The sequence below is a fragment of the Pseudomonas vranovensis DSM 16006 genome, assembly GCF_000425805.1.
GTDB lineage: Bacteria > Pseudomonadota > Gammaproteobacteria > Pseudomonadales > Pseudomonadaceae > Aquipseudomonas > Aquipseudomonas vranovensis.
In genome coordinates this window covers 101,149-120,830 of record NZ_KE384458.1, presented here as the reverse complement: position 1 = coordinate 120,830, position 19,682 = coordinate 101,149, and the positions used below count along the sequence as shown (strand labels likewise).

Below are 19,682 nucleotides of genomic sequence, written 5' to 3'. Positions count from 1 at the left end.
CGTTCCTGGCCTTACCAGGTCACGGTGACTTTGAGCAGGTCCGAGTAACCGCCCACGTGCGGTACCTGGGCCAAGCGGTCGATACGCGCGTACAGCGGCAAGTCCACCGAGCCTGAATCCGGTACTCGGGCATGCTGGGCAACATTGACCGGCAAGGGCATTCGCCAGGCCGGATCCTGAAACAAACGGTAGGGAATCGGCCGCGCCGAAGGTTGATCGCTGGCCAGGTAGCGGACTTCACCCACGCCACCGTGCTGACCGCCATCGACCTTCACCTGGTAAGCGGTGTCGGGGTTGCATTCAAGGCGGGGTGGGCGCTGGGCGAGCATCTGGCTACTCAGCGGCCCCTCGGGGTCATCCAGGCGCGCCGCGGCGCCAAAGTCCAGCACGCCCAAGGCCTGGGCGCCGGCATCGCGGGGCTGATGGATCAATACACAGCCACGCTGCACATCCACTTTGACTTCAACCATGAAATCGGCGGCGGCGGCGCGGTCAGCAACGACCAGCACGAGCGACGCGGCCAGAAAGTGTCCCTTCACCTTGTCTTCCTTCGACGCGGGATAAATCTGAAGTTCAGGGTAGCAGTGGACGAAAAACCTGCCAGCGTGCAGAAGAATGTACAAGTCCTGTACACCTTGTCCGGACGGACATTCACGGCCAGACAGCGCTGGCCGTTGCCGGTACGATTGGTTAAATTAGCCCCGCTCGCTCAAGCCGATGCTTGAGTCCGCAGCCCCTCAAGGAGCCCTGATTGTTGACGTTGCTGCCTTCCTGGATACGTTCGCTGCGCCCGTTTCGCAACCGCAGGCTTACCTCGTCACACGACGCCGCCGGGGTTGCCGGGACCGTTCGTCAGCATTTTCGCCAAAAGGCTTCGGCACAGGGATACACCCTGAGTCACGGACAGTTGCAGGTGATTGAACACTTCGCGGCCCAGGCGGCCCTGATCGATAACGGACAGGCCCGCAGCCTGTATCTGCATGGGGCGGTCGGTCGCGGTAAAAGCTGGCTGCTGGACGGCTTCTTCCAGGCCCTGCCCCACACGCACAAACGCCGACTGCACTTTCACGACTTTTTCGCCCGCCTGCACCAGGGCATGTTCGACCATCGTCATCAGGACGACGCCCTGGGCTGCACCCTCGATCAGTTGCTCGATGGGTGCCAGGTCCTGTGCTTCGATGAGTTCCACGTCCACGATATCGGTGATGCGATGCTGATCACCCGCCTGTTCCAGGCATTGTTCGCGCGGCGCATCTTCCTCTTGGTGACCTCCAACTACGCACCTGAAGGCCTGCTGCCCAACCCGCTCTACCACCAGCGATTCAAGCCGGTGATCCGCCTGATCAACAGCCACATGCACGTACTGGAGGTCGGTGGCGAACAGGACTATCGCAGCCTCCCCACCCACGCCAGCCAGCAGCGCTTCACCCAAGGGCACTACCTGTGGCCTGGCAGCCTTGCCCAGCGCCAGGCAATCGGCTTGCCGCCCTTCACTGAGGCACCCATCGATATTCCCGTGGGCAAGCGTGAATTGACCGCCAGGCTAAGCCAGCAAGGCACGGTCGGCTTTGATTTTGCCGAACTCTGCGAACAACCCACGGCGGTGATCGACTACCTGGAATTGGCCAAGCGCTTCGATCACTGGATTATCGACGGCCTGCCACGCCTGGAAGACTGCTCGATTGCAGCGCAGCAACGCTTCATCAACCTGGTGGATGTGCTTTACGACCAGGACAAACACCTGGTGCTAGTCGGCGCCGAGCCACTAGTACAAAGCCTGGGCGGCACAGCGGCCGACCTTGCACGCACTCGCAGCCGCCTGGGGCAGCTCCGCCAGCTACAGGCCTCGGCCTGCCCGACCTGATTACCGGGCAGGCCGAGCAGTTCAGCCGGCCCGGGCGAGACTGGCCATGACCGCTTCGATTTCCCCCAGTACCGCGGGATCATCCAGGGTCGAGGGCGGCGTATAGGGCTGCTGGTCGGCGATCTTGCGCAACACCGCCCGCAGGATCTTGCCGGAGCGGGTCTTGGGCAGGCGCTTGACCACCCGCACCCGGTTGAAACACGCCAGAGCGCCGATCTGCTCGCGCACACTGGCCACCAGCTCGCTCTGCAACGCCGCTTCGCTGATGCCCTGACCATCCTTGAGCACCACCAGTGCCAACGGCACCTGGCCCTTGATCTCGTCGTGCACGCCAATCACCGCGCACTCGGCCACGGCTGGGTGACGGGCAACCAGGTCTTCCATTTCGCCGGTGGACAGGCGATGACCCGAAACGTTGATGACATCGTCGGTGCGCCCCATGATGTAGACGAAGCCGTCTTCATCCAGATAACCGCCATCGCCGGTGTGGTAATAGCCCGGATACGTGGTGAGGTAGGCGTCCAGGTAACGCTGGTGATCGCCCCACAGGGTTTGGCTGCAGCCTGGCGGCAATGGCAGGGCAATCACAATGGAGCCCTGCTGGTTGGCGCCGAGCAGTTGGCCTTCGTCGTCCAGCACGCGCACGTGATACCCCGGCACTGCGCGGTTGCTCGAACCGGGTCGCGCCGCGCAACCGTCCAGCCCGACACAGGGCGCAGTCACCGGCCAGCCGGTTTCGGTCTGCCACCAGTGGTCATGCACAGTCTTGCCGCTGGTGTTCTCCAGCCATTGGTGGGTACTGGAGTCGAGCTTCTCGCCGGCCAGGAACAACTGACGCAGGGAGCTCAAGTCATAGCGGCGCAGCAGTTCGCCTTCAGGGTCTTCCTTGCGGATCGCGCGCATGGCCGTTGGCGCGCAGAACAGCCCATTGACCCGGTACTGCTCCACTACCCGCCAGTAGGCACCGGCATCCGGGGTGCGAATTGGCTTGCCCTCGTAGAACACTGTGGTGCAGCCATTCATCAACGGCCCGTAGACGATCAGTGAATGGCCGACCACCCAGCCCACATCGGAGATGCCCCACCACACATCACCGGCCTGCATGCCATAGATATGGCGCATGGCAAAGCCCAGGGCCACGGCGTTGCCGCCATTCTCGCGCACGATGCCCTTGGGTTTGCCGGTGGTGCCGGAGGTATACATGATGTACAGCGGGTCGGCGGCGGCCAGCTCGACTGGCGCCACCGGGCCGGCCCCGGCCACCGCTGCCTGCCAGTCCAGGTCGCGGCCTTCGACCAGGTTGGCCTGGACCTGTGGGCGTTGCAGCACCAGCACCTGACGCGGTTGGTGCTTGGCCAGCTGCAGTGCGCGATCTACCAGCGGCTTGTATTCGATGACCCGATCGAACTCCAGCCCGCAGGAGGCCGTGAGCAGCAACTTGGGCCGGGCATCGTCGATACGCAGCGCCAGCTCATTGGCGGCAAAGCCGCCGAATACCACCGAATGCACGGCGCCGATACGGGCACAGGCCAGCATCGCCATGGCTGCCTGGGGCACCATGGGCATATAGATGATCACCCCGTCACCCTTCTCCACGCCGAGCGAGCGCAGCAACCCAGCCAGGCGCGCGACTTCGTCGCGCAACTGCGAATACGTGAACGATTGCTGGCTGCCGGTTACCGGCGAGTCATAGATCAGCGCCGTCTGCTCGCCGCGGCCTTGCTCGATCTGATGATCCAGCGCCAGGTAGCAACTGTTCAGGCGCCCGTCGGCGAACCACTGGTGGGTGCCATCGGCGTTTTCACTGAGGGTATTGAGCGGTTTGCGGTACCAGGCCAGGCGATCGGCCTGTTCGGCCCAGAAAGCGGCGGGGTCGGCAATGGAATGGGCGTGGCTGTGCTGATAAGTCATCGTTACTGAACCCTGGGCTTGTTGTTATTAAAAAGGGCGAATAACGATTATGGCCATCAACGGCCTGGGTGCCAGGCGACTTAAGTCTCATCAGACATGCACAAATGTCGCGGCCGAAAAAATCGCGGGGCAAGCCTGCTCCTACCGGGGTAGAAGCGGGTTTGCCCCGCGATAAACCTTCAGGGTCGAATCAACCCGCCAGGCCTACATACACGTTCTGCACATCGTCATTGTCATCAATGGCATGCAGGAACGCCTCGACCTCGGCCATCTGCTCATCGCTCAAACCGCCGACCGGGTTCTTCGGCGTGTAGCCGATCTTGGCCGAGCTCACGGTGAAGCCAAACTCCGGCAGCGCCTTCTGCACGGCATCCAGGTCCGTGGTGTCAGTGATGAACAGGGTCGCCCCTTCTTCTTCACCTTCCTCGAAATCCTGCGCACCGGCTTCGATCGCCGCCATTTCCGGGTCGGCATCAGCGCTGGCCGGGGAAGCCTCGATCAGGCCGACGTGGTTGAAGTCCCAGGCCACCGAACCCGAAGCACCCAGCTGGCCCTTGCGGAACAGCACACGAATCTGCGCCACGGTTCGGTTGACGTTGTCGGTCAGGCATTCGACGATCAGCGGCACCTGATGCGGGGCAAAGCCTTCATAGGTCACCAGGGTGTACTGCACCGCATCGCCATCCAGGCCAGCACCCTTGCGGATCGCCCGTTCCAGGGTCTCGCGGGTCATCGAGGCCTTTTTGGCCTGCTCGATCGCAAGGCGCAAGCGCGGGTTCATGTCCGGGTCAGCGCCGGATTTGGCAGCGATCTGGATCTCTTTGGACAGCTTGCCCATGATCTTGCCCTTGGCGTTGGCTGCTGCTTCTCTATGCTTGGCTTTCCACTGTGCGCCCATCTCGACTCTCTTGTTTCAGGTGCCGGTTCAGGTAGCGACCGGCAAAGTGGGTGCAGTTTATACATCCTCGTTGTGGCAATCGACAAAAAAACTGCTCAGGCCTTGTCGGCTTTGCCCGCCGCCGCGGCAAAGCGGGCCAGGCGTACATCCAGGCGGCGCGGCCGATGGCCGTGGTCTTCGGCCTGCTCCTTGCGACGAATGGCATTGCGCACCATCAACGACCCCAGGTAGCGGATCGGTTCGGGCGGAAAATACCCGAGCGGACCGTTGACCAGCGGTGAGCGAGTCCAGGCGTTGTCCACGCCCATTACCAGCGACGAGAGGATCTGCCCGCCCATGTGGCAGGGGCCCACCCCGCTGCCCGAGTAGCCAAAGCCGTAGAACACATTGCCCTGGGCGCCGAGCGTGCCAAAGAACGGCAAGCCCGTGACGGAGCGGTCGGACGGACCATTCCAGGTGGCTGCCACCGGTACCTGGGCAAGGCTTGGGAAAAACTCGGCGAGGCTGCGGCGCAACAACCCTTCGTAGGGTGAAGGCTGGTCGAACACCGGCAGCATCCGTCCGCCGTAGGCGAAGGTATTGCCGCCCTTGCCGAGCATCAGCCGGCCATCGCTGGTGTTGTGGTAGTAGTGAACGAAAATCCGAGAATCGAGCACGCTGACACCGCTGGTAAGCCCCATCTGCCCCAGCAACTCCGGCCGGGGCTCGGTGATGATCATGTCGCTGGAGACAATCGCCACACTGCGCTCGAACTGCGGGAAGGCTCGCGCCATCCAGGCATTCAGGGCCAGCACCACGCGGTCCGCACGAACGGCGCCGCGGGTGGTTTCCACCACGGCCTGCGGCCCTTCCTGCAGGCCGGTCATGGCAGTGTTTTCATGAATTCGCACGCCCTTGTGCAAGGCAACCCGGCGCAGGCCGCGCACCAGTTTGCCGGGCTGCACCGTGGCAGCGGCCGGCGAGAACCAGCCTTCCAGGTGCTTGGCCGAGCCCGCCATGCGCTGCACCTGCTCCACTGGCAAACGCTGGAAGGAGTTGATGCCCTGGCGCTCAAGTGCGGCGATCACACCGTCGGTGGCGCCCATCTGGGCACGGTTGGTGGCGGTATAGAGGGTACCGTCCAGCCGGTAATCGGCATCGATGCCATGGGCGCGGCAAAAGTCGCCGATGGCATAGATGCTCTGCTCCGACGCCTGCACCAGGCGTACCGCCTCCTGCAGGCCAAACAGTCGTTCGAGGGTGAAGTACTTGGCCGACCACGACAACGCACAACCGCCGTTGCGCCCACTGGCCCCGGCACCGCAGATGTCGGCTTCGATCAGCACGACGTCCAGGGCCGGGTTCTGTTCCTTGAGCATCAGCGCGGTCCACAGCCCTGTGTAGCCACCGCCGACGATGCACACATCGGCACGGGTGTCGGCGGCCAGGGGTGGGCACGCGGGCGCATCTTCCTGATCCAGCGCCTGTTGCAGCCAGAAGGGTCTCATGGTCGGTTTCCTCGAAAGTCTCAGGTACGCAGGGGTTTGATTGCCATGGCGGTGTTGGGCGCGACCGCCGGGGTATGCTCGGCCGAGGCCGGCCGGCTGTTCCAGTGCGGCACCAGTACCAGCGCCGAGAACAGGGCACAGGCGGCAAACACGATGAACACCGTGACGCCGTCAAAGTAGCCCGGCAGCAGGCCACCGAGGATCGCCCCCACCGAACCGCAGCCGTTGACGAAGCCTGCCGCCGTGGCGCCAGCCTTGGCCGTGCCGAAGTCGATGGCAGCGGCGCCGCTGATCATCGAGTCTGGCCCGTACAGGGTCAGGCCCATGACGAACAGCAAGGCCACCACCAACAGCACGCTGCCGCTTTGCATCGCCCCCATGAACAGCGCCAACACCACGGTGAGTACCAGCAGGCTGATGACGCAGGCCGGCATGCGCCGGGCGCCGAAGAGCTTGTCGGAGGCCAGGCCGATCATGATCGGGCCCAACAGACCGGCCAGTTCAAAAGCGGTAGGGATAATCGCCGCACCGACCTTGCCCACCGAGGGCATCTGTTCGAAGACGATGACCGGGCCCCACAACAAGATGGCGTAGCGCGCTGGCTTGAGCATGAAGTACGCAAGGCCCAGGGTCAGCACCGTGCGGTTGCGCAGGATCTCGCGCAGTGGCGCCCACACGCTGCAGATCGTAGTGCCGGGCACCATGCTTTCAGGCTCTGGCTCTACCGCCGGCAGGCCGACGTCTTCAGGCTTGTTGCGCTGGAGGAAAAAGAACAGCACCGCCACCACCGCCACCACCGCGGCACTGGAGAAAAACGCCGCATGCCAGGTGCCGATCAGGGTGTACGCCCACCACCCGGCAAACGGTGAAGCCACCAGGCCGCCGAAGGCATAGCATGAACTCCATAGCCCCAGTACCCGTCCGCGTTGCGACGAGGGGAAGAAGCTGCCGATGTTCTTGCACAGCCCCGCCCAGCCCGTGGACTGCGCCAGGCCCTGGACCAGCATGCAGGTCGCGAAGATCGGAAAGGTGGCGTAGCTGCCCATGACCAGGGCCGCGGCCGCCGAGATGATCAAACCGCCCAGCACCACCACCCGTGGACCGAAGCGGTCGGCAAGCATGCCCCAGGTGAACTGCCCAACCGCATAGGCCGCCAGATAGATGGCGTCGAGGTTGGCCATGGCCATTTTGTCGAGGGTAAAGCTTGGGTCTTCGCCGATGCCGAGCTTGGCCACCGAGAAAGCTTTGCGGGTGAAGTAGAACGCGGCGTAGGCAATCCAGGTGATAGCAAAGATCTGCACGCGCCAACGCTTTATATCTGCACTGTATTTGTTCATGGTGACTCTGACCTCGGAGCTTGAGTGTGCCGGCAGAATTTTTAAAAACGCCTGTGTTTTTCTTGTGTTGCGCACTGCGTGACGACCGGTCAGGGTCGACACCTGGTCAGATGGAACCTGGAGCATGCGGGTATTGTTATACGTTGTCAGCCAGGCCCATGACCCGCTGGTCACTGCAAGAGACGCACCGGGCTGAAAGAGATAGAAACAATTACTGACTGATAAATAAAATCGATTTATCGTATTTCACAAATAAGCTCAGCTTGTAACAGGTGCTGTGATGTCGGTTTCCCACGCTCAGTTGAAAGCCTTCCATGCCGTCGCCCTGCACGGCAGCTTCACCCGCGCCGCCGAACGGTTGTTCCTGACTCAGCCGGCGATCTCCGATCAGGTGCGGAAACTGGAGGAGCGCTTCGGCGTTTTGCTGTTTCACCGCAATAAGCGCTCGGTGCAGTTGACCGACCTGGGCGAGCGCCTGCTGGCCATCACCCAGCGCCTGTTCGTGTGTGAGGCCGAAGCCCACGAACTGCTCCAGGATTCACGCGCGTTGCAGACCGGCACCCTGGTGCTGGCGGTGGATGCGCCGGTACACGTGCTGCCGCAAATTGCCCAGTTCTGCCAGCAGTACCCCGGCATTCACGTCAAGATCGAAACCGGCAACACCGACGAGTCGCTGCTGCGGCTGTTCAACTACCAGGCCGACCTTGCCCTGCTGGGCCGCGATGTGGATGACGAGCGCCTGCTGTGCGTGCCGATGCGCAGCGACCCGATGGTGGCGTTCGTGTCCCATAACCACCCCTGGGCCAGCCGTGGCTCTATCAGCCTGGCTGACCTTGATGACACGCCGATCGTCCTGCGCGAGCCGGGCTCGGTGACCCGCCAGACCCTGGAAGAAGAAATGCAGCGGGCCGGCCTGCGTATCCGCCCGGCGATCCAGGTCGAAGGCCGGGAGGCAGCGCGCGAGGCGGTAGTGGTGGGGATTGGCGTGGGGGTGGTGTCGGCGGCCGAATTCGGTGCCGATGCGCGGGTGTGCGCGTTGCCGATCGTGGATTGTCAGCGGCGGATGACCGAGACATTGGTGTGCTTGCGCGAACAGAGTTCACGGCGCCTTGTGGCGACGTTCTTGCAGATGGTTCGGGACAGTCTTTGAGATCACCATCGCAGGGCAAGCCACCGGTAGGCGTAAGTGCCTAGCCGCAACCTGACAACATTTGATTGGTGATTGTTCGCGGGGCAAGGCCGCTCCTGCAGGAGCGCCCTTGCCCGCGAAAAACCGCTACGCTGCCTCCCTCCCCCGCGCCACCGCCTGGGCCGCCGCCAGCATCGCGCGCAACAACACCGCGCATCCATCGGCCAGGTCCTCGGGTGCGGCATTCTCGATTTCGTTATGGCTGATCCCGCCCTCGCACGGCACGAAAATCATCCCCGCCGGCCCCAGCTCGGCCAGGAAGATCGCGTCATGTCCCGCTCCGCTGACTATATCCATGTGCGACAGCCCCAACCCCTGCGCCGCACTGCGTACCGCCTCCACACAGCCGTGCTCGAAATACAGCGGCGGAAAGTCGGCCGTCGGTGTCAGGGTGTGGCTCAAACCATGCTGTTCGCAGGTACTGGCAATGACATCCTTGACCTGGGCAATCATCGAGTCCAGCCGAGCGGGCTCCAGGTGGCGGAAGTCCAGGGTCATGCGCACCTCGCCCGGAATCACGTTGCGCGACCCTGGATACGCCTGCAGGCAACCCACCGTGCCACAGGCATGGGGCTGGTGTTCCAGGGCCACGCGGTTGACCGCCGCCACCACTGCGCTGGCACCCACCAAGGCGTCCTTGCGCAGGTGCATCGGGGTCGGCCCGGCATGGGCCTCGACACCGCGCAGGGTCAGGTCGAACCACTTCTGCCCAAGCGCTCCCAGTACCACGCCGATGGTCTTGCGCTGGTCCTCAAGGATCGGCCCCTGTTCGATATGCGCCTCGAAATACGCCCCCACCGGATGGCCACTGACCGCGCGCGGCCCGGCATAGCCGATGGCGTTGAGCGCTTCACCGACCGTGATTCCCTCGGCATCGGTCTTGGCCAGGGTATCGGCCAGGGTGAATTTATCGGCAAACACCCCGGACCCCATCATGCACGGCGCAAAGCGCGAGCCCTCCTCGTTGGTCCAGACCACCACTTCAAGCGGTGCCTCGGTTTCAACCTTCAGGTCGTTGAGCGTGCGCATCACCTCTAGCCCGGCCAGCACCCCGAAGCAACCATCGAACTTGCCGCCGGTGGGCTGGGTGTCGATGTGGCTGCCGGTCATCACCGGCGGCAGTTGCGGGTTGCGACCCGGACGGCGAGCAAAGATATTGCCCACGCCGTCGATGCTCACGGTACAGCCCGCCTCCTGGGTCCACTTGACGAACAGGTCGCGGGCCTGGCGGTCCAGGTCGGTCAGCGCCAGGCGGCACACGCCGCCCTTGACCGTGGCGCCCAATTGGGCCAGGTCCATCAGCGACTGCCAGAGCCGCTCACCGTTGATATGACGCAAACTCGATTGCAGGACGTCCTGTGTGCTTTGCATGGGTTACCTCCATCAGGTGCCTGGCCTCTGGGGGCCATGGGCGTTACACAGTGGGTTTGAAACTGGCCGTGCGCGCCGCCTTGAGCGTGCCCAGGGCGAAGTAGATCAAGCCCCCCAGGGCGGAACCGGTGAACCAGCCAAAGTCGTAGAACCAGCTGAACGCCTGGCTTTGCAACGACAGCAGGGTCAGCACCACGGGCACCCCGAAGGCGATGAAGCCGGCGACGTTCCAGGCCGGGTAGACGTCGTCGCGGTACAGGCCGGCCAGGTCCAGGGTTTGCCTGCGGATCAGGAAGTAGTCCACCACCATGATCCCGGCAATCGGCCCCAGCAGGCTCGAATAACCCAGCAGCCAGTTGGAATAGACGCTTTCAAGGCTCACATCGCTGACGATCCAGCCAAGTTTCTTCAGCAACTCGTGGCCCATCAGGAGCAAACCGACAAGGCCAGTCAGCAGTACCGCCTTGGTGCGGCCAATCCACTTGGGAGCCAGGTTCTGGAAGTCATTGGTGGGCGAAACGATGTTCGCGGCGGTGTTGGTCGACAGCGTGGCGATGATGATCAGCGCCATGGCCAGCGCCACCCACATCGGGCTCTGTATGTGGCCGATCAGGTTGACCGGGTCGGAGACCGTCTCGCCTACCAGCGTTTGGGAGGCGGCGGTGAGCACCACACCCAGGGCGGCGAACAGGAACATGGTCAGCGGCAGGCCCAGAATCTGCCCCAGAATCTGGTCCTTCTGGCTCTTGGCGTAGCGGCTGAAGTCGGGAATGTTCAACGACAGGGTAGCCCAGAACCCCACCATCGCCGTCAGCCCGGCGAAGAAGTAGCCATACACACTGGCCCCCTCCGGCCGTTTGGGCGGCTGTGCCATCAACTCGCTGATCGAGACATTGGGCAATGCCCACACCAGCAAGCCGGCGCCGACCAGCACCAGCAGCGGCGCCGACAGGGTTTCGAGCCACTTGATCGACTCGGCGCCACGCAGCACCACCCACAGGTTGAGGCACCAGAACAGCATGAAGCCGATCACCTCGCCGGTACCGCCCAGGGCTTTCCAGTCCGCCGACAGCGAGCCCAGGAACAGGTGGATGGCCAACCCGCCGAACATCGTCTGGATACCGAACCAGCCGCAGGCCACCAGGGCGCGGATCAGGCACGGCACATTGGAGCCGAGGATGCCAAATGAGGAGCGCAGCAACACCGGGAAGGGAATGCCGTACTTGGTGCCTGGAAAGGCGTTGAGCGTCAGCGGGATCAGTACCACGGTGTTGGCCAGCAGGATCGCCAGCAACGCCTCCCCCACCGTCAGCCCGAAGTAGGCAGTGAGCACCCCGCCGAGGGTGTAGGTCGGCACGCAGATCGACATGCCGACCCACAACGCGGTGATGTGCCATTTGTTCCAGGTGCGCTCGTACACCTTGGTCGGGGCGATGTCGTGGTTATAGCGGGGGCTGTCGAGGACGTCGCTGCCGGCCTCGAGTTCATATAAGCCGTCGCGCTCGCTCACTTGCGATCTGGTCTGCTGCATGGCCGCTCCACTGTTGTTGTGTTTTTTGCTCATCGTGACGATGGCTGGAGTACTTGCACGGGCATTGCGGGCAATCACGGGTGCCCATGTGAAATCTTGACCATTTCCACAACCTGTCAAGAACGACAGGACCACTGGTCGTTTTCCCTGCCAACACGAAAATCATTTAAATCTATGTAAATCAACTAGTTAACTTGATTATTAGCTTATTTTTAAATTATTTGCCCTATCCAGAATCGCCGACTAGATTCAATTCCTGACAGCGATGACAGGTTTTGACCTACGCTGTGATGAGTACAAAACCTAGAACCGGCAACAACCGGTCAAGCCTGCGAGGAGCATCTGATGACGCTTTTGATTCGTGGCGCCACCCTGATTACCCATGAGGAAAGTTATCGCGCCGACGTGCTCTGTGCCGACGGAGTGATCAAGGCCATCGGCACCGACCTCGACATTCCCAGCGGTTGCGAGATGCTCGATGGCAGCGGCCAGTACCTGATGCCAGGCGGCATCGACCCCCACACCCACATGCAATTGCCCTTCATGGGTACGGTCGCCAGCGAAGACTTTTTCAGCGGCACTGCCGCAGGGCTTGCCGGCGGCACCACCTCGATCATCGACTTTGTGATCCCCAACCCGCAGCAATCGCTGCTCGAAGCCTTTCACCAGTGGCGCGGCTGGGCGGAAAAGTCGGCCGCCGACTACGGCTTTCACGTGGCCATTACCTGGTGGAGCGAACAGGTGCGCCAGGAGATGGGCGAACTGGTGAGCCAGCACGGTATCAACAGCTTCAAGCACTTCATGGCCTACAAGAACGCGATCATGGCCGCCGACGACACCCTGGTCGCCAGCTTCGAGCGCTGCCTGGAACTGGGCGCGGTGCCCACCGTGCATGCCGAGAACGGCGAGTTGGTCTATCACCTGCAACGCAAGCTGCTGGCCGAGGGCATTACCGGGCCCGAGGCGCATCCGCTGTCGCGCCCTTCGCAAGTGGAGGGCGAGGCGGCCAGCCGCGCCATCCGCATTGCCGAAACCCTGGGCACGCCGGTGTACCTGGTGCATGTGTCCACCCGCGAAGCGCTCGATGAAATCAGCTATGCCCGCGCCAAAGGCCAGCCGGTGTACGGCGAGGTACTGGCCGGGCACCTGCTGCTGGACGACAGTGTCTACCGCCATCCCGACTGGCAGACCGCAGCCGGCTATGTGATGAGTCCACCCTTCCGCCCACGCAAGGACGGCCACCAAGAAGCGCTCTGGGGCGGCCTGCAATCGGGCAACCTGCACACCACCGCCACCGACCACTGCTGCTTCTGTGCCGAGCAGAAAGCCGTCGGACGCGACGACTTCAGCCGCATTCCCAACGGCACCGCCGGCATCGAAGACCGCATGGCTGTGCTCTGGGATGAAGGGGTGAACAGCGGGAAATTGTCGATGCAGGATTTTGTCGCGCTGACCTCCACCAATACCGCGAAGATCTTCAACCTGTTCCCGCGCAAGGGCGCCCTGCGCGTGGGCGCCGATGCCGACCTGGTGCTCTGGGACCCGCAGGGCACCCGGACCATCTCGGCCGCCACCCACCATCAACAGGTGGACTTCAACATCTTCGAAGGCAAGACCGTGCGTGGCATCCCCAGCCACACCATCAGCCAGGGCAAGCTGGTCTGGGCCAATGGCGACCTGCGCGCCGAGCGCGGTGCTGGCAGGTATATCGAGCGGCCGGCATACCCGGCGGTGTTCGACCTGCTGAGCAAGCGAGCCGAGCATTTACGCCCGACTGCCGTTAAGCGTTGATGCATCGCGGGTCAAGCCCGCTCCTACCGGCTAGGAGCGGGCTTGACCCGCGAAAAAACAATAAAAAAAGAGGAACCCACCGTGATCGATTCCCTCAACCATCTCCCCCGACCGACCGCCGACAACGCCACCCTGGCCGAGCACTTCAGCGACCTGGCGCCACCGCTCAACGCCCGCCAGGCCGCCCTGGAAGCCTCGCGCTGCCTGTATTGCTACGACGCACCGTGCGTCAATGCGTGCCCCAGCGATATCGACATTCCCTCGTTTATCCGCAACATTCACCAGGAGAACGTCCAGGGCGCAGCGCAGAAAATTCTCGAGGCCAATATCCTCGGCGGCAGCTGTGCACGGGTCTGCCCGACCGAAATCCTCTGCCAGCAAGCCTGCGTGCGTAACCATCACCAGGAGTGTGCCCCGGTGCTGATCGGCCAGTTGCAGCGCTATGCCCTGGATCACGCCGAGTTTGCCGTACATCCGTTCCAGCGCGCGGCCACTACCGGCAAGCGTATTGCCGTGGTCGGCGCCGGGCCTGCCGGTTTGTCCTGTGCCCATCGCCTGGCCTGGCACGGCCATGACGTGGTGATCTTCGAGGCCCGGCCCAAGGCCGGAGGCCTGAACGAGTACGGCATTGCCAAGTACAAGGTGGTCGACGACTTCGCCCAGCGCGAGGTGGATTTCGTACTGCAGATCGGTGGTATCGAGATCCGTCACGATCAGGTGCTGGGCCAAAACCTCAGCCTGGCCGAACTGCAGCAACAGTTCGATGCGGTGTTCCTCGGCCTTGGATTGAATGCCAGCCGCCAGTTGGGCCTGGCCGACGAAAGTGCCCCAGGCATGGTGGCCGCCACCGACTACATCCGGGAACTGCGCCAGGCCGACGACCTCAGCGCCCTGCCCCTGGCCAACCGCTGCATCGTGCTCGGTGCCGGCAACACCGCTATCGACATGGCCGTGCAGATGGCCCGCCTGGGCGCGCGCGACGTCAACCTGGTGTACCGCCGCGGCATCGAGGACATGGGAGCCACCGAACACGAACAGCACATTGCCAAAGAGAACCAGGTGCGCCTGCTCACCTGGGCCCAGCCCGAACAGGTGTTGCTGGACGATCAGGGCCGGGTATGCGGCATGCGTTTCGCCCGCACACGGCTGGTCGAAGGCCGCCTGCAATCCACCGGCGAAACCTTCGAACTGGCCGCCGATGCAATCTTCAAGGCCATCGGCCAGGCCTTCGACGAGCAGGCCCTGAGCGACACCTGTGCCCAGGCACTGGCCCGCGACGGCGATCGCATCCGCGTTGACGAACACATGCGCACCAGCCTGCCCGGGGTGTATGCCGGCGGCGACTGCACCCACCTTGGCCAGGACCTCACCGTCCAGGCCGTGCAGCACGGCAAGCTGGCCGCCGAGGCCATCCACGCCCAACTGATGCTCAATGTGGAGGCTGCTTAAATGGCTGACCTGTCAATCGAATTCGCTGGTATCAAGGCGCCCAACCCGTTCTGGCTGGCCTCCGCCCCACCCACCGACAAAGCCTACAACGTGGTCCGCGCCTTCCAGGCCGGCTGGGGTGGCGTGGTCTGGAAAACCCTCGGCGAAGACCCGGCCGCCGTCAACGTTTCGTCGCGCTACTCGGCCCACTACGGGATCAACCGCGAGGTCATGGGCATCAACAACATCGAGCTGATCACCGACCGCTCGCTGGAGATCAACCTGCGGGAAATCACCCAGGTGAAGAAGGACTGGCCCGACCGTGCGCTGATCGTGTCATTGATGGTGCCGTGCGTGGAGGAATCCTGGAAAGCCATCCTGCCGCTGGTGGAGGCCACTGGCGCCGACGGCATCGAACTGAACTTCGGTTGCCCCCACGGCATGCCCGAGCGCGGCATGGGCGCGGCGGTCGGCCAAGTGCCGGAATACGTCGAGCAGGTCACCCGCTGGTGCAAGATGCACTGCTCGCTGCCGGTGATCGTCAAGCTCACCCCCAACATCACCGACATCCGCCAGTCGGCCCGTGCCGCGCACCGTGGCGGAGCTGACGCGGTGTCGCTGATCAACACCATCAACTCGATCACCAGCGTCGACCTCGAGCGCATGGTCGCCCTGCCCATCGTCGGTGACATGAGCACCCACGGCGGCTACTGCGGTTCTGCGGTCAAGCCCATTGCCCTGAACATGGTCGCCGAAATTGCCCGCGACCCAGCCACCCGCGGCCTGCCCATCAGCGGCATCGGCGGTATCGGCAGCTGGCGGGATGCGGCCGAGTTCATCGCCCTGGGCTGCGGTTCCGTTCAGGTCTGCACTGCCGCCATGCTCAACGGTTTTCGCATCGTCGAAGACATGAAGGACGGACTCTCGCGCTGGATGGACAGCCAGGGCTACCGCAGCCTGCAAGACTTCAGTGGCCGCGCCGTGGGCCATACCACCGACTGGAAGTACCTGGACATCAACTACCAGGTGATTGCCAAGATCGACCAGGAGGCCTGTATCGGTTGTGGTCGTTGCCACATAGCCTGCGAAGACACCTCGCACCAGGCCATCGCCAACCTCAAGCAGGCCGATGGCAGCCACCGCTACGAGGTGATCGACGCCGAGTGCGTGGGCTGCAACCTGTGCCAGATCACCTGCCCGGTGGAGGACTGCATCGAGATGGTGCCCCAGGACACCGGCAAGCCGTTCCTTGACTGGCTGCACGACCCGCGCAACCCTTATCGCGAAGCCTCCTGACTGGCGAGGAGTCAACCGCCATGCTGTACCGCCTGGGCGCCGATGGATTGGTATTGCTGCATCTGCTGTTCATTGTCTTCGTGCTACTGGGCGGGCTGTTGGTGCTCAAATGGCGCGGCGCCCTGTGGTGGCACCTGCCGGCCATGTGCTGGGGCATCGCCGTGGAGTTCCTGCACCTGCCCTGCCCGCTGACCGACTGGGAAAACGACCTGCGTCAGGCTGCCGGCATGGCGGGTTATGCGGGCGGCTTTGTCGAGCACTACGTCTGGCCGATCATCTACCCTGCCGGGCTGACCCCGGGCATCCAGTGGGTGCTCGGGGGTGTGGTGGTGCTGGTCAATGCCGTGATCTACCTGTGGCTGTTCGTCAGCGCGTGGCGACGATGAACAAGCGCGGGAACGGCAGCAGCACCTTGCCGTCTGCCGCCGCCGGATAGTCGTGCTGCATGGCCTGCAGGTAAAGCTGGAGGAAGTCCGCCTGCTCCTGCTCGCCCAAGGCAGCCAGGTAAGGCCGCAGCGCCGACCCCTTGAACCACTCCACCACTGCCTGGGCACCGCCCATCAACGGGTGGTAATAGGTGGTTCGCCAGACATCCACCTGGCGACAGTGCGGGCTGAGTACATCGTAGTAAAAGGCGGCGCTATGGCGTGGCGGGTGCTTGATCGCGCCGATCTTGTCGGCCCAGGGACCACGGCTGGCGATCTCCCGGGCCTGGCGGTGGGCCGGCTCGTCGAGGTTGTCCGGGGTCTGGATGGCCAGGCTGCCGCCTTCGCTCAGTTGCCTGGCCAGATGCGGATACAACAGCGCGTGATCGGGCAGCCACTGCAACGAAGCGTTGGCCAGGATCACATCCATGCCCTGAGGGGCTGTCCAGGTGCCGATTTCACCCAGCTCGAACTCAATGCCCTGCAACCGCTGGCGGGCGGCAGCGAGCATGTCCCTGGAGCTGTCCAGCCCCGTGACGGCCGCCTCGGGGTAACGCTTGGCCAGCACCTGGGTCGAATTGCCCGGGCCACAACCAAGGTCGATGGCGGTGCGAATGGCCCGTTGCGGCAGTGCTGCCACCAGGTCGCGCACCGGCCGGGTGCGTTCGTTCTCGAAGGTGCTGTATTGCGCGGCTGACCAGGTCATTGCAGGGTCCTTGTTAATCGGTGAGAAATGCGATTGTAGCCCGCCCCTTCCTTGTAAGATAAACGCACTTTCCCACCTCGAACGGACGCCCGCCATGCCCCTGCACATCCGCCCAGCCCGGCGCGAAGACGCTGCCCGCATCCTTGCCTTCATCACTGAACTGGCCGACTACGAACGTGCCCGCCATGAAGTGATCGCCTCGGTAGAAGATGTCGAGCGCACCCTGTTCGACGTCGGCGCCAAGGCCAAGAGCCTGATCTGCGAGCGCGACGGCCAGGCCATTGGCTACGCCGTGTACTTCTACAGCTACTCGACCTGGCTGGGGCGCAACGGTATCTACCTTGAAGACCTGTACATCACGCCGGAACAACGTGGCGGTGGCGCGGGCAAGACCTTGCTGCGCCATATCGCCCAGGAAGCCTGCGACAACGACTGCGGACGCCTGGAGTGGAGCGTACTGGACTGGAACGAGCCAGCGATCCAGTTCTACCGCTCACTGGGTGCGCAGCCCCAGGATGAATGGGTACGCTACCGCCTGGAAGGCGAAGGCCTGAAGGCATTTGCAGGCCAATAAGCCGACGCCTTACGGCTCCAACCCGATCCCGCGCAAAATCACACTGGTCACCGTCTGTACCGCCCGCTCGAACTGCAGGTCGGTCAACGGCTGGTGATCATTGAGCAACCCTACCTGGTGGCTGAAATCCGCATAGTGCTGGGTCGACGCCCAGATCATGTACAACAGCCCCGAAGGCTCCACCGCCAGGATCCGGCCATCCTCGATCCACTGGCGGATCTTGGCCTCTTTCATCTTCGCCCAGCCATACAGCGGATCATCCAGCGCCGCGCCAAGATTCGGCGCACCATGGATGATCTCGTTGGCCCACACCTTGGAGCCATAGGGCCGGGTCCGCGAATGGATCATCTTGGCGCGGATATAGCTCGACAGCACGATGCGCGGATCATCATAGAGTTCGAAGCACAAGGCATCCTGCTTCCACACTTCGAGCAGGCCAAACAGCACCGCCTGGTACAGCTCGGCCTTGGTGCTGAAGTAATAATGCACATTGCTGCGCGGCAACTGCGCCGCCTCGGCGATGTCGGCCATGGCCGTGCCGGCGAAGCCTTTTTCGGCAAAGACCTGCTCGGCCGCCAGGAGGATGTTGTCAACATTGCGTTGACGAATGCTGAGCTTGTGCCGGGTCATGACCAGATCCATTGCGACTGACCCTGCAAGGCTACCACCAGGCTTGGCGGATTCGTGCGGCGCAGGCAAAAAAGTTGTGTTGTAACAGGGATTTTTCCCACGCCGCACACTGGCAATACTGCACGCCTCACTTGCAATCGCCCTTCTCGAGGAGCCCTCCCATGTCCATTCCCCTGCTCGGCCTCGGTACATTCCGTCTCAAGGACCAGGTCGTCATCGACTCGGTCAGCCAGGCACTGGCGCTTGGCTACCGTGCCATCGACACCGCCCAGATCTACGGCAACGAGGCCGAGGTCGGCCACGCCATGGCCGCCAGCGGTATCCCCCGCGACCAGCTATTCCTGACCAGCAAGATCTGGACTGAAAACCTGGGTGCCGACAAGCTGATCCCAAGCCTCAAGGACAGCCTGAGCAAGCTGCGCACCGATTACCTGGACCTGACCCTGATCCACTGGCCGTCACCCCAGGGCGCGGTGCCGGTCGCCGAGTTCATGGGCGCCCTGGAAGAAGCTCGTGCCCAGGGCCTGACCCGCCAGATGGGCGTGTCCAACTTCACCATCGACCTACTGCGCCAGGCCATCGCCGTGGTCGGCAAAGAGGCCATCGCGACCAACCAGATCGAACTGCACCCCTACCTGCAGAACCGCACCCTGGTCGAGTTCATGCACAGCCAGGGCATCGCCGTGACCTCGTACATGACCCTGGGCTACGGCAAGGTCCTGCAGGACCCGGTGATCCTGGAGATCGCCGGGCAGCACAACGCCACCCCGGCGCAGGTGACATTGGCCTGGGCGATGCAATTGGGCTATGCGGTGATCCCATCCTCGACCCGTCGCGAAAACCTGGCCGGCAACCTCAAGGCCCGCGAACTGAAACTTAACGACGAGGACATGGCCCGCATCGCGGCGCTGGACAGTGGACTGCGCTTGACCAACCCCGAAAGCCTGGCACCCGCCTGGGACTAATCGTGGTCGCTGCAGGCCTGTGCGAGTTTCAGGTACTGCAGCGTGTGTTGCTGGCCCGCCGAGTCGACATAGACCATGCGCGCCTTGACCACATCGCAGAGTTCGGTGGCAGGCTCACTCATGTCGAGCACCTGGGCGATGTCCAGTGGCATGCCGTAGTGGTAGACAGCGGTAGGTGAATCAGCTTGGGCGCTGGCGGTCAACAGCAGGCCAAGCCCCATTGCCAGGCTTGATAGAGTTCGCAGGTACATGGCGACGCTCCTGTTCGAGTGCAAGAGG

The 19,682-nt window shown here is 63.2% G+C and carries 18 protein-coding genes; 8 read left to right on the top strand and 10 right to left on the bottom strand.

Annotated features, from left to right (window positions below; genetic code table 11):
* Window positions 1-11: 11 nt before the first annotated feature.
* A complete protein-coding gene (locus tag H621_RS0125465) occupies window positions 12-539 on the bottom strand; it encodes a Csu type fimbrial protein (RefSeq protein ID WP_425337442.1) in 528 nt (175 codons plus the stop codon).
* Between the two features lie 212 nt (window positions 540-751).
* Between H621_RS0125465 and zapE the strand changes: the two genes are divergently transcribed.
* Window positions 752-1,864 (top strand): cell division protein ZapE, encoded by a 1,113-nt coding sequence (gene zapE, locus H621_RS0125460; RefSeq protein WP_051270729.1) that lies wholly within the window; start codon window positions 752-754, stop codon window positions 1,862-1,864.
* A 21-nt stretch (window positions 1,865-1,885) separates the two neighbouring features.
* Here the strand turns inward: zapE and H621_RS0125455 are convergent, their stop codons facing one another.
* From H621_RS0125455 to H621_RS0125440, 4 genes are all read right to left on the bottom strand, one after another.
* Window positions 1,886-3,775: a propionyl-CoA synthetase gene (locus H621_RS0125455; RefSeq protein WP_028946085.1), complete on the bottom strand. Its 1,890-nt coding sequence runs from the start codon at window positions 3,773-3,775 to the stop codon at window positions 1,886-1,888.
* A gap of 190 nt (window positions 3,776-3,965) precedes the next feature.
* On the bottom strand, window positions 3,966-4,673 hold the full coding sequence (locus H621_RS0125450) for a YebC/PmpR family DNA-binding transcriptional regulator (protein WP_028946084.1): 708 nt from the start codon (window positions 4,671-4,673) through the stop codon (window positions 3,966-3,968).
* 95 nt (window positions 4,674-4,768) lie between these two features.
* Window positions 4,769-6,160, bottom strand: coding sequence for an FAD-dependent oxidoreductase (locus H621_RS0125445; protein WP_028946083.1), 1,392 nt, complete (start codon window positions 6,158-6,160; stop codon window positions 4,769-4,771).
* A gap of 20 nt (window positions 6,161-6,180) precedes the next feature.
* Entirely contained in the window at window positions 6,181-7,497 is a 1,317-nt protein-coding gene (locus tag H621_RS0125440) for an MFS transporter (protein ID WP_028946082.1), read from the bottom strand.
* 280 nt (window positions 7,498-7,777) lie between these two features.
* Here H621_RS0125440 and H621_RS0125435 point away from each other — a divergent pair, with 280 nt between their 5' ends.
* The gene (locus H621_RS0125435; protein ID WP_028946081.1) at window positions 7,778-8,647 is read left to right on the top strand and encodes a LysR family transcriptional regulator; all 870 of its coding nucleotides are present in this window, start codon (window positions 7,778-7,780) and stop codon (window positions 8,645-8,647) included.
* Window positions 8,648-8,773: 126 nt separating this feature from the next.
* On the opposite strand, the gene H621_RS0125430 is transcribed toward H621_RS0125435, so the two are convergent.
* Both H621_RS0125430 and H621_RS0125425 read right to left on the bottom strand, forming a co-directional pair.
* Window positions 8,774-10,057 carry a Zn-dependent hydrolase gene (locus H621_RS0125430; protein WP_028946080.1) on the bottom strand — a complete coding sequence of 428 codons (1,284 nt, stop codon included), beginning with the start codon at window positions 10,055-10,057 and terminating at the stop codon, window positions 8,774-8,776.
* 43 nt (window positions 10,058-10,100) lie between these two features.
* Entirely contained in the window at window positions 10,101-11,588 is a 1,488-nt protein-coding gene (locus H621_RS0125425) for an NCS1 family nucleobase:cation symporter-1 (RefSeq protein ID WP_028946079.1), read from the bottom strand.
* 345 nt (window positions 11,589-11,933) lie between these two features.
* Here H621_RS0125425 and hydA point away from each other — a divergent pair, with 345 nt between their 5' ends.
* The 4 genes from hydA (at window position 11,934) to H621_RS0125405 (ending at window position 16,489) form a co-directional block, all read left to right on the top strand.
* Complete coding sequence (hydA, locus tag H621_RS0125420; protein WP_028946078.1) at window positions 11,934-13,379, top strand: dihydropyrimidinase; 1,446 nt, start codon at window positions 11,934-11,936, stop codon at window positions 13,377-13,379.
* A gap of 81 nt (window positions 13,380-13,460) precedes the next feature.
* Window positions 13,461-14,828, top strand: a complete 1,368-nt coding sequence (locus H621_RS0125415; protein ID WP_028946077.1) for an NAD(P)-dependent oxidoreductase — start codon at window positions 13,461-13,463, stop codon at window positions 14,826-14,828.
* Window positions 14,829-16,103, top strand: a complete 1,275-nt coding sequence (preA, locus tag H621_RS0125410; protein ID WP_028946076.1) for an NAD-dependent dihydropyrimidine dehydrogenase subunit PreA — start codon at window positions 14,829-14,831, stop codon at window positions 16,101-16,103.
* A gap of 20 nt (window positions 16,104-16,123) precedes the next feature.
* Window positions 16,124-16,489 carry a DUF2784 domain-containing protein gene (locus H621_RS0125405; protein WP_028946075.1) on the top strand — a complete coding sequence of 122 codons (366 nt, stop codon included), beginning with the start codon at window positions 16,124-16,126 and terminating at the stop codon, window positions 16,487-16,489.
* Here H621_RS0125405 and tam read toward each other — a convergent pair.
* Window positions 16,470-17,234: a trans-aconitate 2-methyltransferase gene (gene tam, locus H621_RS0125400; RefSeq protein WP_028946074.1), complete on the bottom strand. Its 765-nt coding sequence runs from the start codon at window positions 17,232-17,234 to the stop codon at window positions 16,470-16,472. The genes H621_RS0125405 and tam overlap by 20 nt on opposite strands.
* Window positions 17,235-17,328: 94 nt before the next feature.
* On the opposite strand from tam, the gene H621_RS0125395 reads away from it, so the two are divergent.
* A complete protein-coding gene (locus H621_RS0125395; protein WP_028946073.1) occupies window positions 17,329-17,808 on the top strand; it encodes a GNAT family N-acetyltransferase in 480 nt (159 codons plus the stop codon).
* A 9-nt stretch (window positions 17,809-17,817) separates the two neighbouring features.
* Here the strand turns inward: H621_RS0125395 and H621_RS0125390 are convergent, their stop codons facing one another.
* Window positions 17,818-18,438, bottom strand: coding sequence for a TetR/AcrR family transcriptional regulator (locus tag H621_RS0125390; RefSeq protein ID WP_028946072.1), 621 nt, complete (start codon window positions 18,436-18,438; stop codon window positions 17,818-17,820).
* A 161-nt stretch (window positions 18,439-18,599) separates the two neighbouring features.
* Between H621_RS0125390 and dkgB the strand changes: the two genes are divergently transcribed.
* Window positions 18,600-19,403 carry a 2,5-didehydrogluconate reductase DkgB gene (gene dkgB / locus H621_RS0125385; RefSeq protein WP_028946071.1) on the top strand — a complete coding sequence of 268 codons (804 nt, stop codon included), beginning with the start codon at window positions 18,600-18,602 and terminating at the stop codon, window positions 19,401-19,403.
* Here dkgB and H621_RS0125380 read toward each other — a convergent pair.
* Window positions 19,400-19,654 (bottom strand): DUF2790 domain-containing protein, encoded by a 255-nt coding sequence (locus H621_RS0125380; RefSeq protein WP_084168045.1) that lies wholly within the window; start codon window positions 19,652-19,654, stop codon window positions 19,400-19,402. The two genes, dkgB and H621_RS0125380, sit on opposite strands and share 4 nt — an antisense overlap.
* Window positions 19,655-19,682 lie beyond the last annotated feature (28 nt).

Excerpts from the sequence above, each read along its gene's own strand:
- H621_RS0125455 (WP_028946085.1), bottom strand. The coding sequence starts at position 3,775 with ATGACTTATCAGCACAGCCACGCCCATTCCATTGCCGACCCCGCCGCT.
- H621_RS0125450 (WP_028946084.1), bottom strand. The coding sequence starts at position 4,673 with ATGGGCGCACAGTGGAAAGCCAAGCATAGAGAAGCAGCAGCCAACGCC.
- H621_RS0125445 (WP_028946083.1), bottom strand. The coding sequence starts at position 6,160 with ATGAGACCCTTCTGGCTGCAACAGGCGCTGGATCAGGAAGATGCGCCC.
- H621_RS0125440 (WP_028946082.1), bottom strand. The coding sequence starts at position 7,497 with ATGAACAAATACAGTGCAGATATAAAGCGTTGGCGCGTGCAGATCTTT.
- H621_RS0125435 (WP_028946081.1), top strand. The coding sequence starts at position 7,778 with ATGTCGGTTTCCCACGCTCAGTTGAAAGCCTTCCATGCCGTCGCCCTG.
- H621_RS0125430 (WP_028946080.1), bottom strand. The coding sequence starts at position 10,057 with ATGCAAAGCACACAGGACGTCCTGCAATCGAGTTTGCGTCATATCAAC.
- H621_RS0125425 (WP_028946079.1), bottom strand. The coding sequence starts at position 11,588 with ATGCAGCAGACCAGATCGCAAGTGAGCGAGCGCGACGGCTTATATGAA.
- hydA (WP_028946078.1), top strand. The coding sequence starts at position 11,934 with ATGACGCTTTTGATTCGTGGCGCCACCCTGATTACCCATGAGGAAAGT.
- preA (WP_028946076.1), top strand. The coding sequence starts at position 14,829 with ATGGCTGACCTGTCAATCGAATTCGCTGGTATCAAGGCGCCCAACCCG.
- H621_RS0125405 (WP_028946075.1), top strand. The coding sequence starts at position 16,124 with ATGCTGTACCGCCTGGGCGCCGATGGATTGGTATTGCTGCATCTGCTG.
- tam (WP_028946074.1), bottom strand. The coding sequence starts at position 17,234 with ATGACCTGGTCAGCCGCGCAATACAGCACCTTCGAGAACGAACGCACC.
- H621_RS0125395 (WP_028946073.1), top strand. The coding sequence starts at position 17,329 with ATGCCCCTGCACATCCGCCCAGCCCGGCGCGAAGACGCTGCCCGCATC.
- H621_RS0125390 (WP_028946072.1), bottom strand. The coding sequence starts at position 18,438 with ATGACCCGGCACAAGCTCAGCATTCGTCAACGCAATGTTGACAACATC.
- dkgB (WP_028946071.1), top strand. The coding sequence starts at position 18,600 with ATGTCCATTCCCCTGCTCGGCCTCGGTACATTCCGTCTCAAGGACCAG.
- H621_RS0125380 (WP_084168045.1), bottom strand. The coding sequence starts at position 19,654 with ATGTACCTGCGAACTCTATCAAGCCTGGCAATGGGGCTTGGCCTGCTG.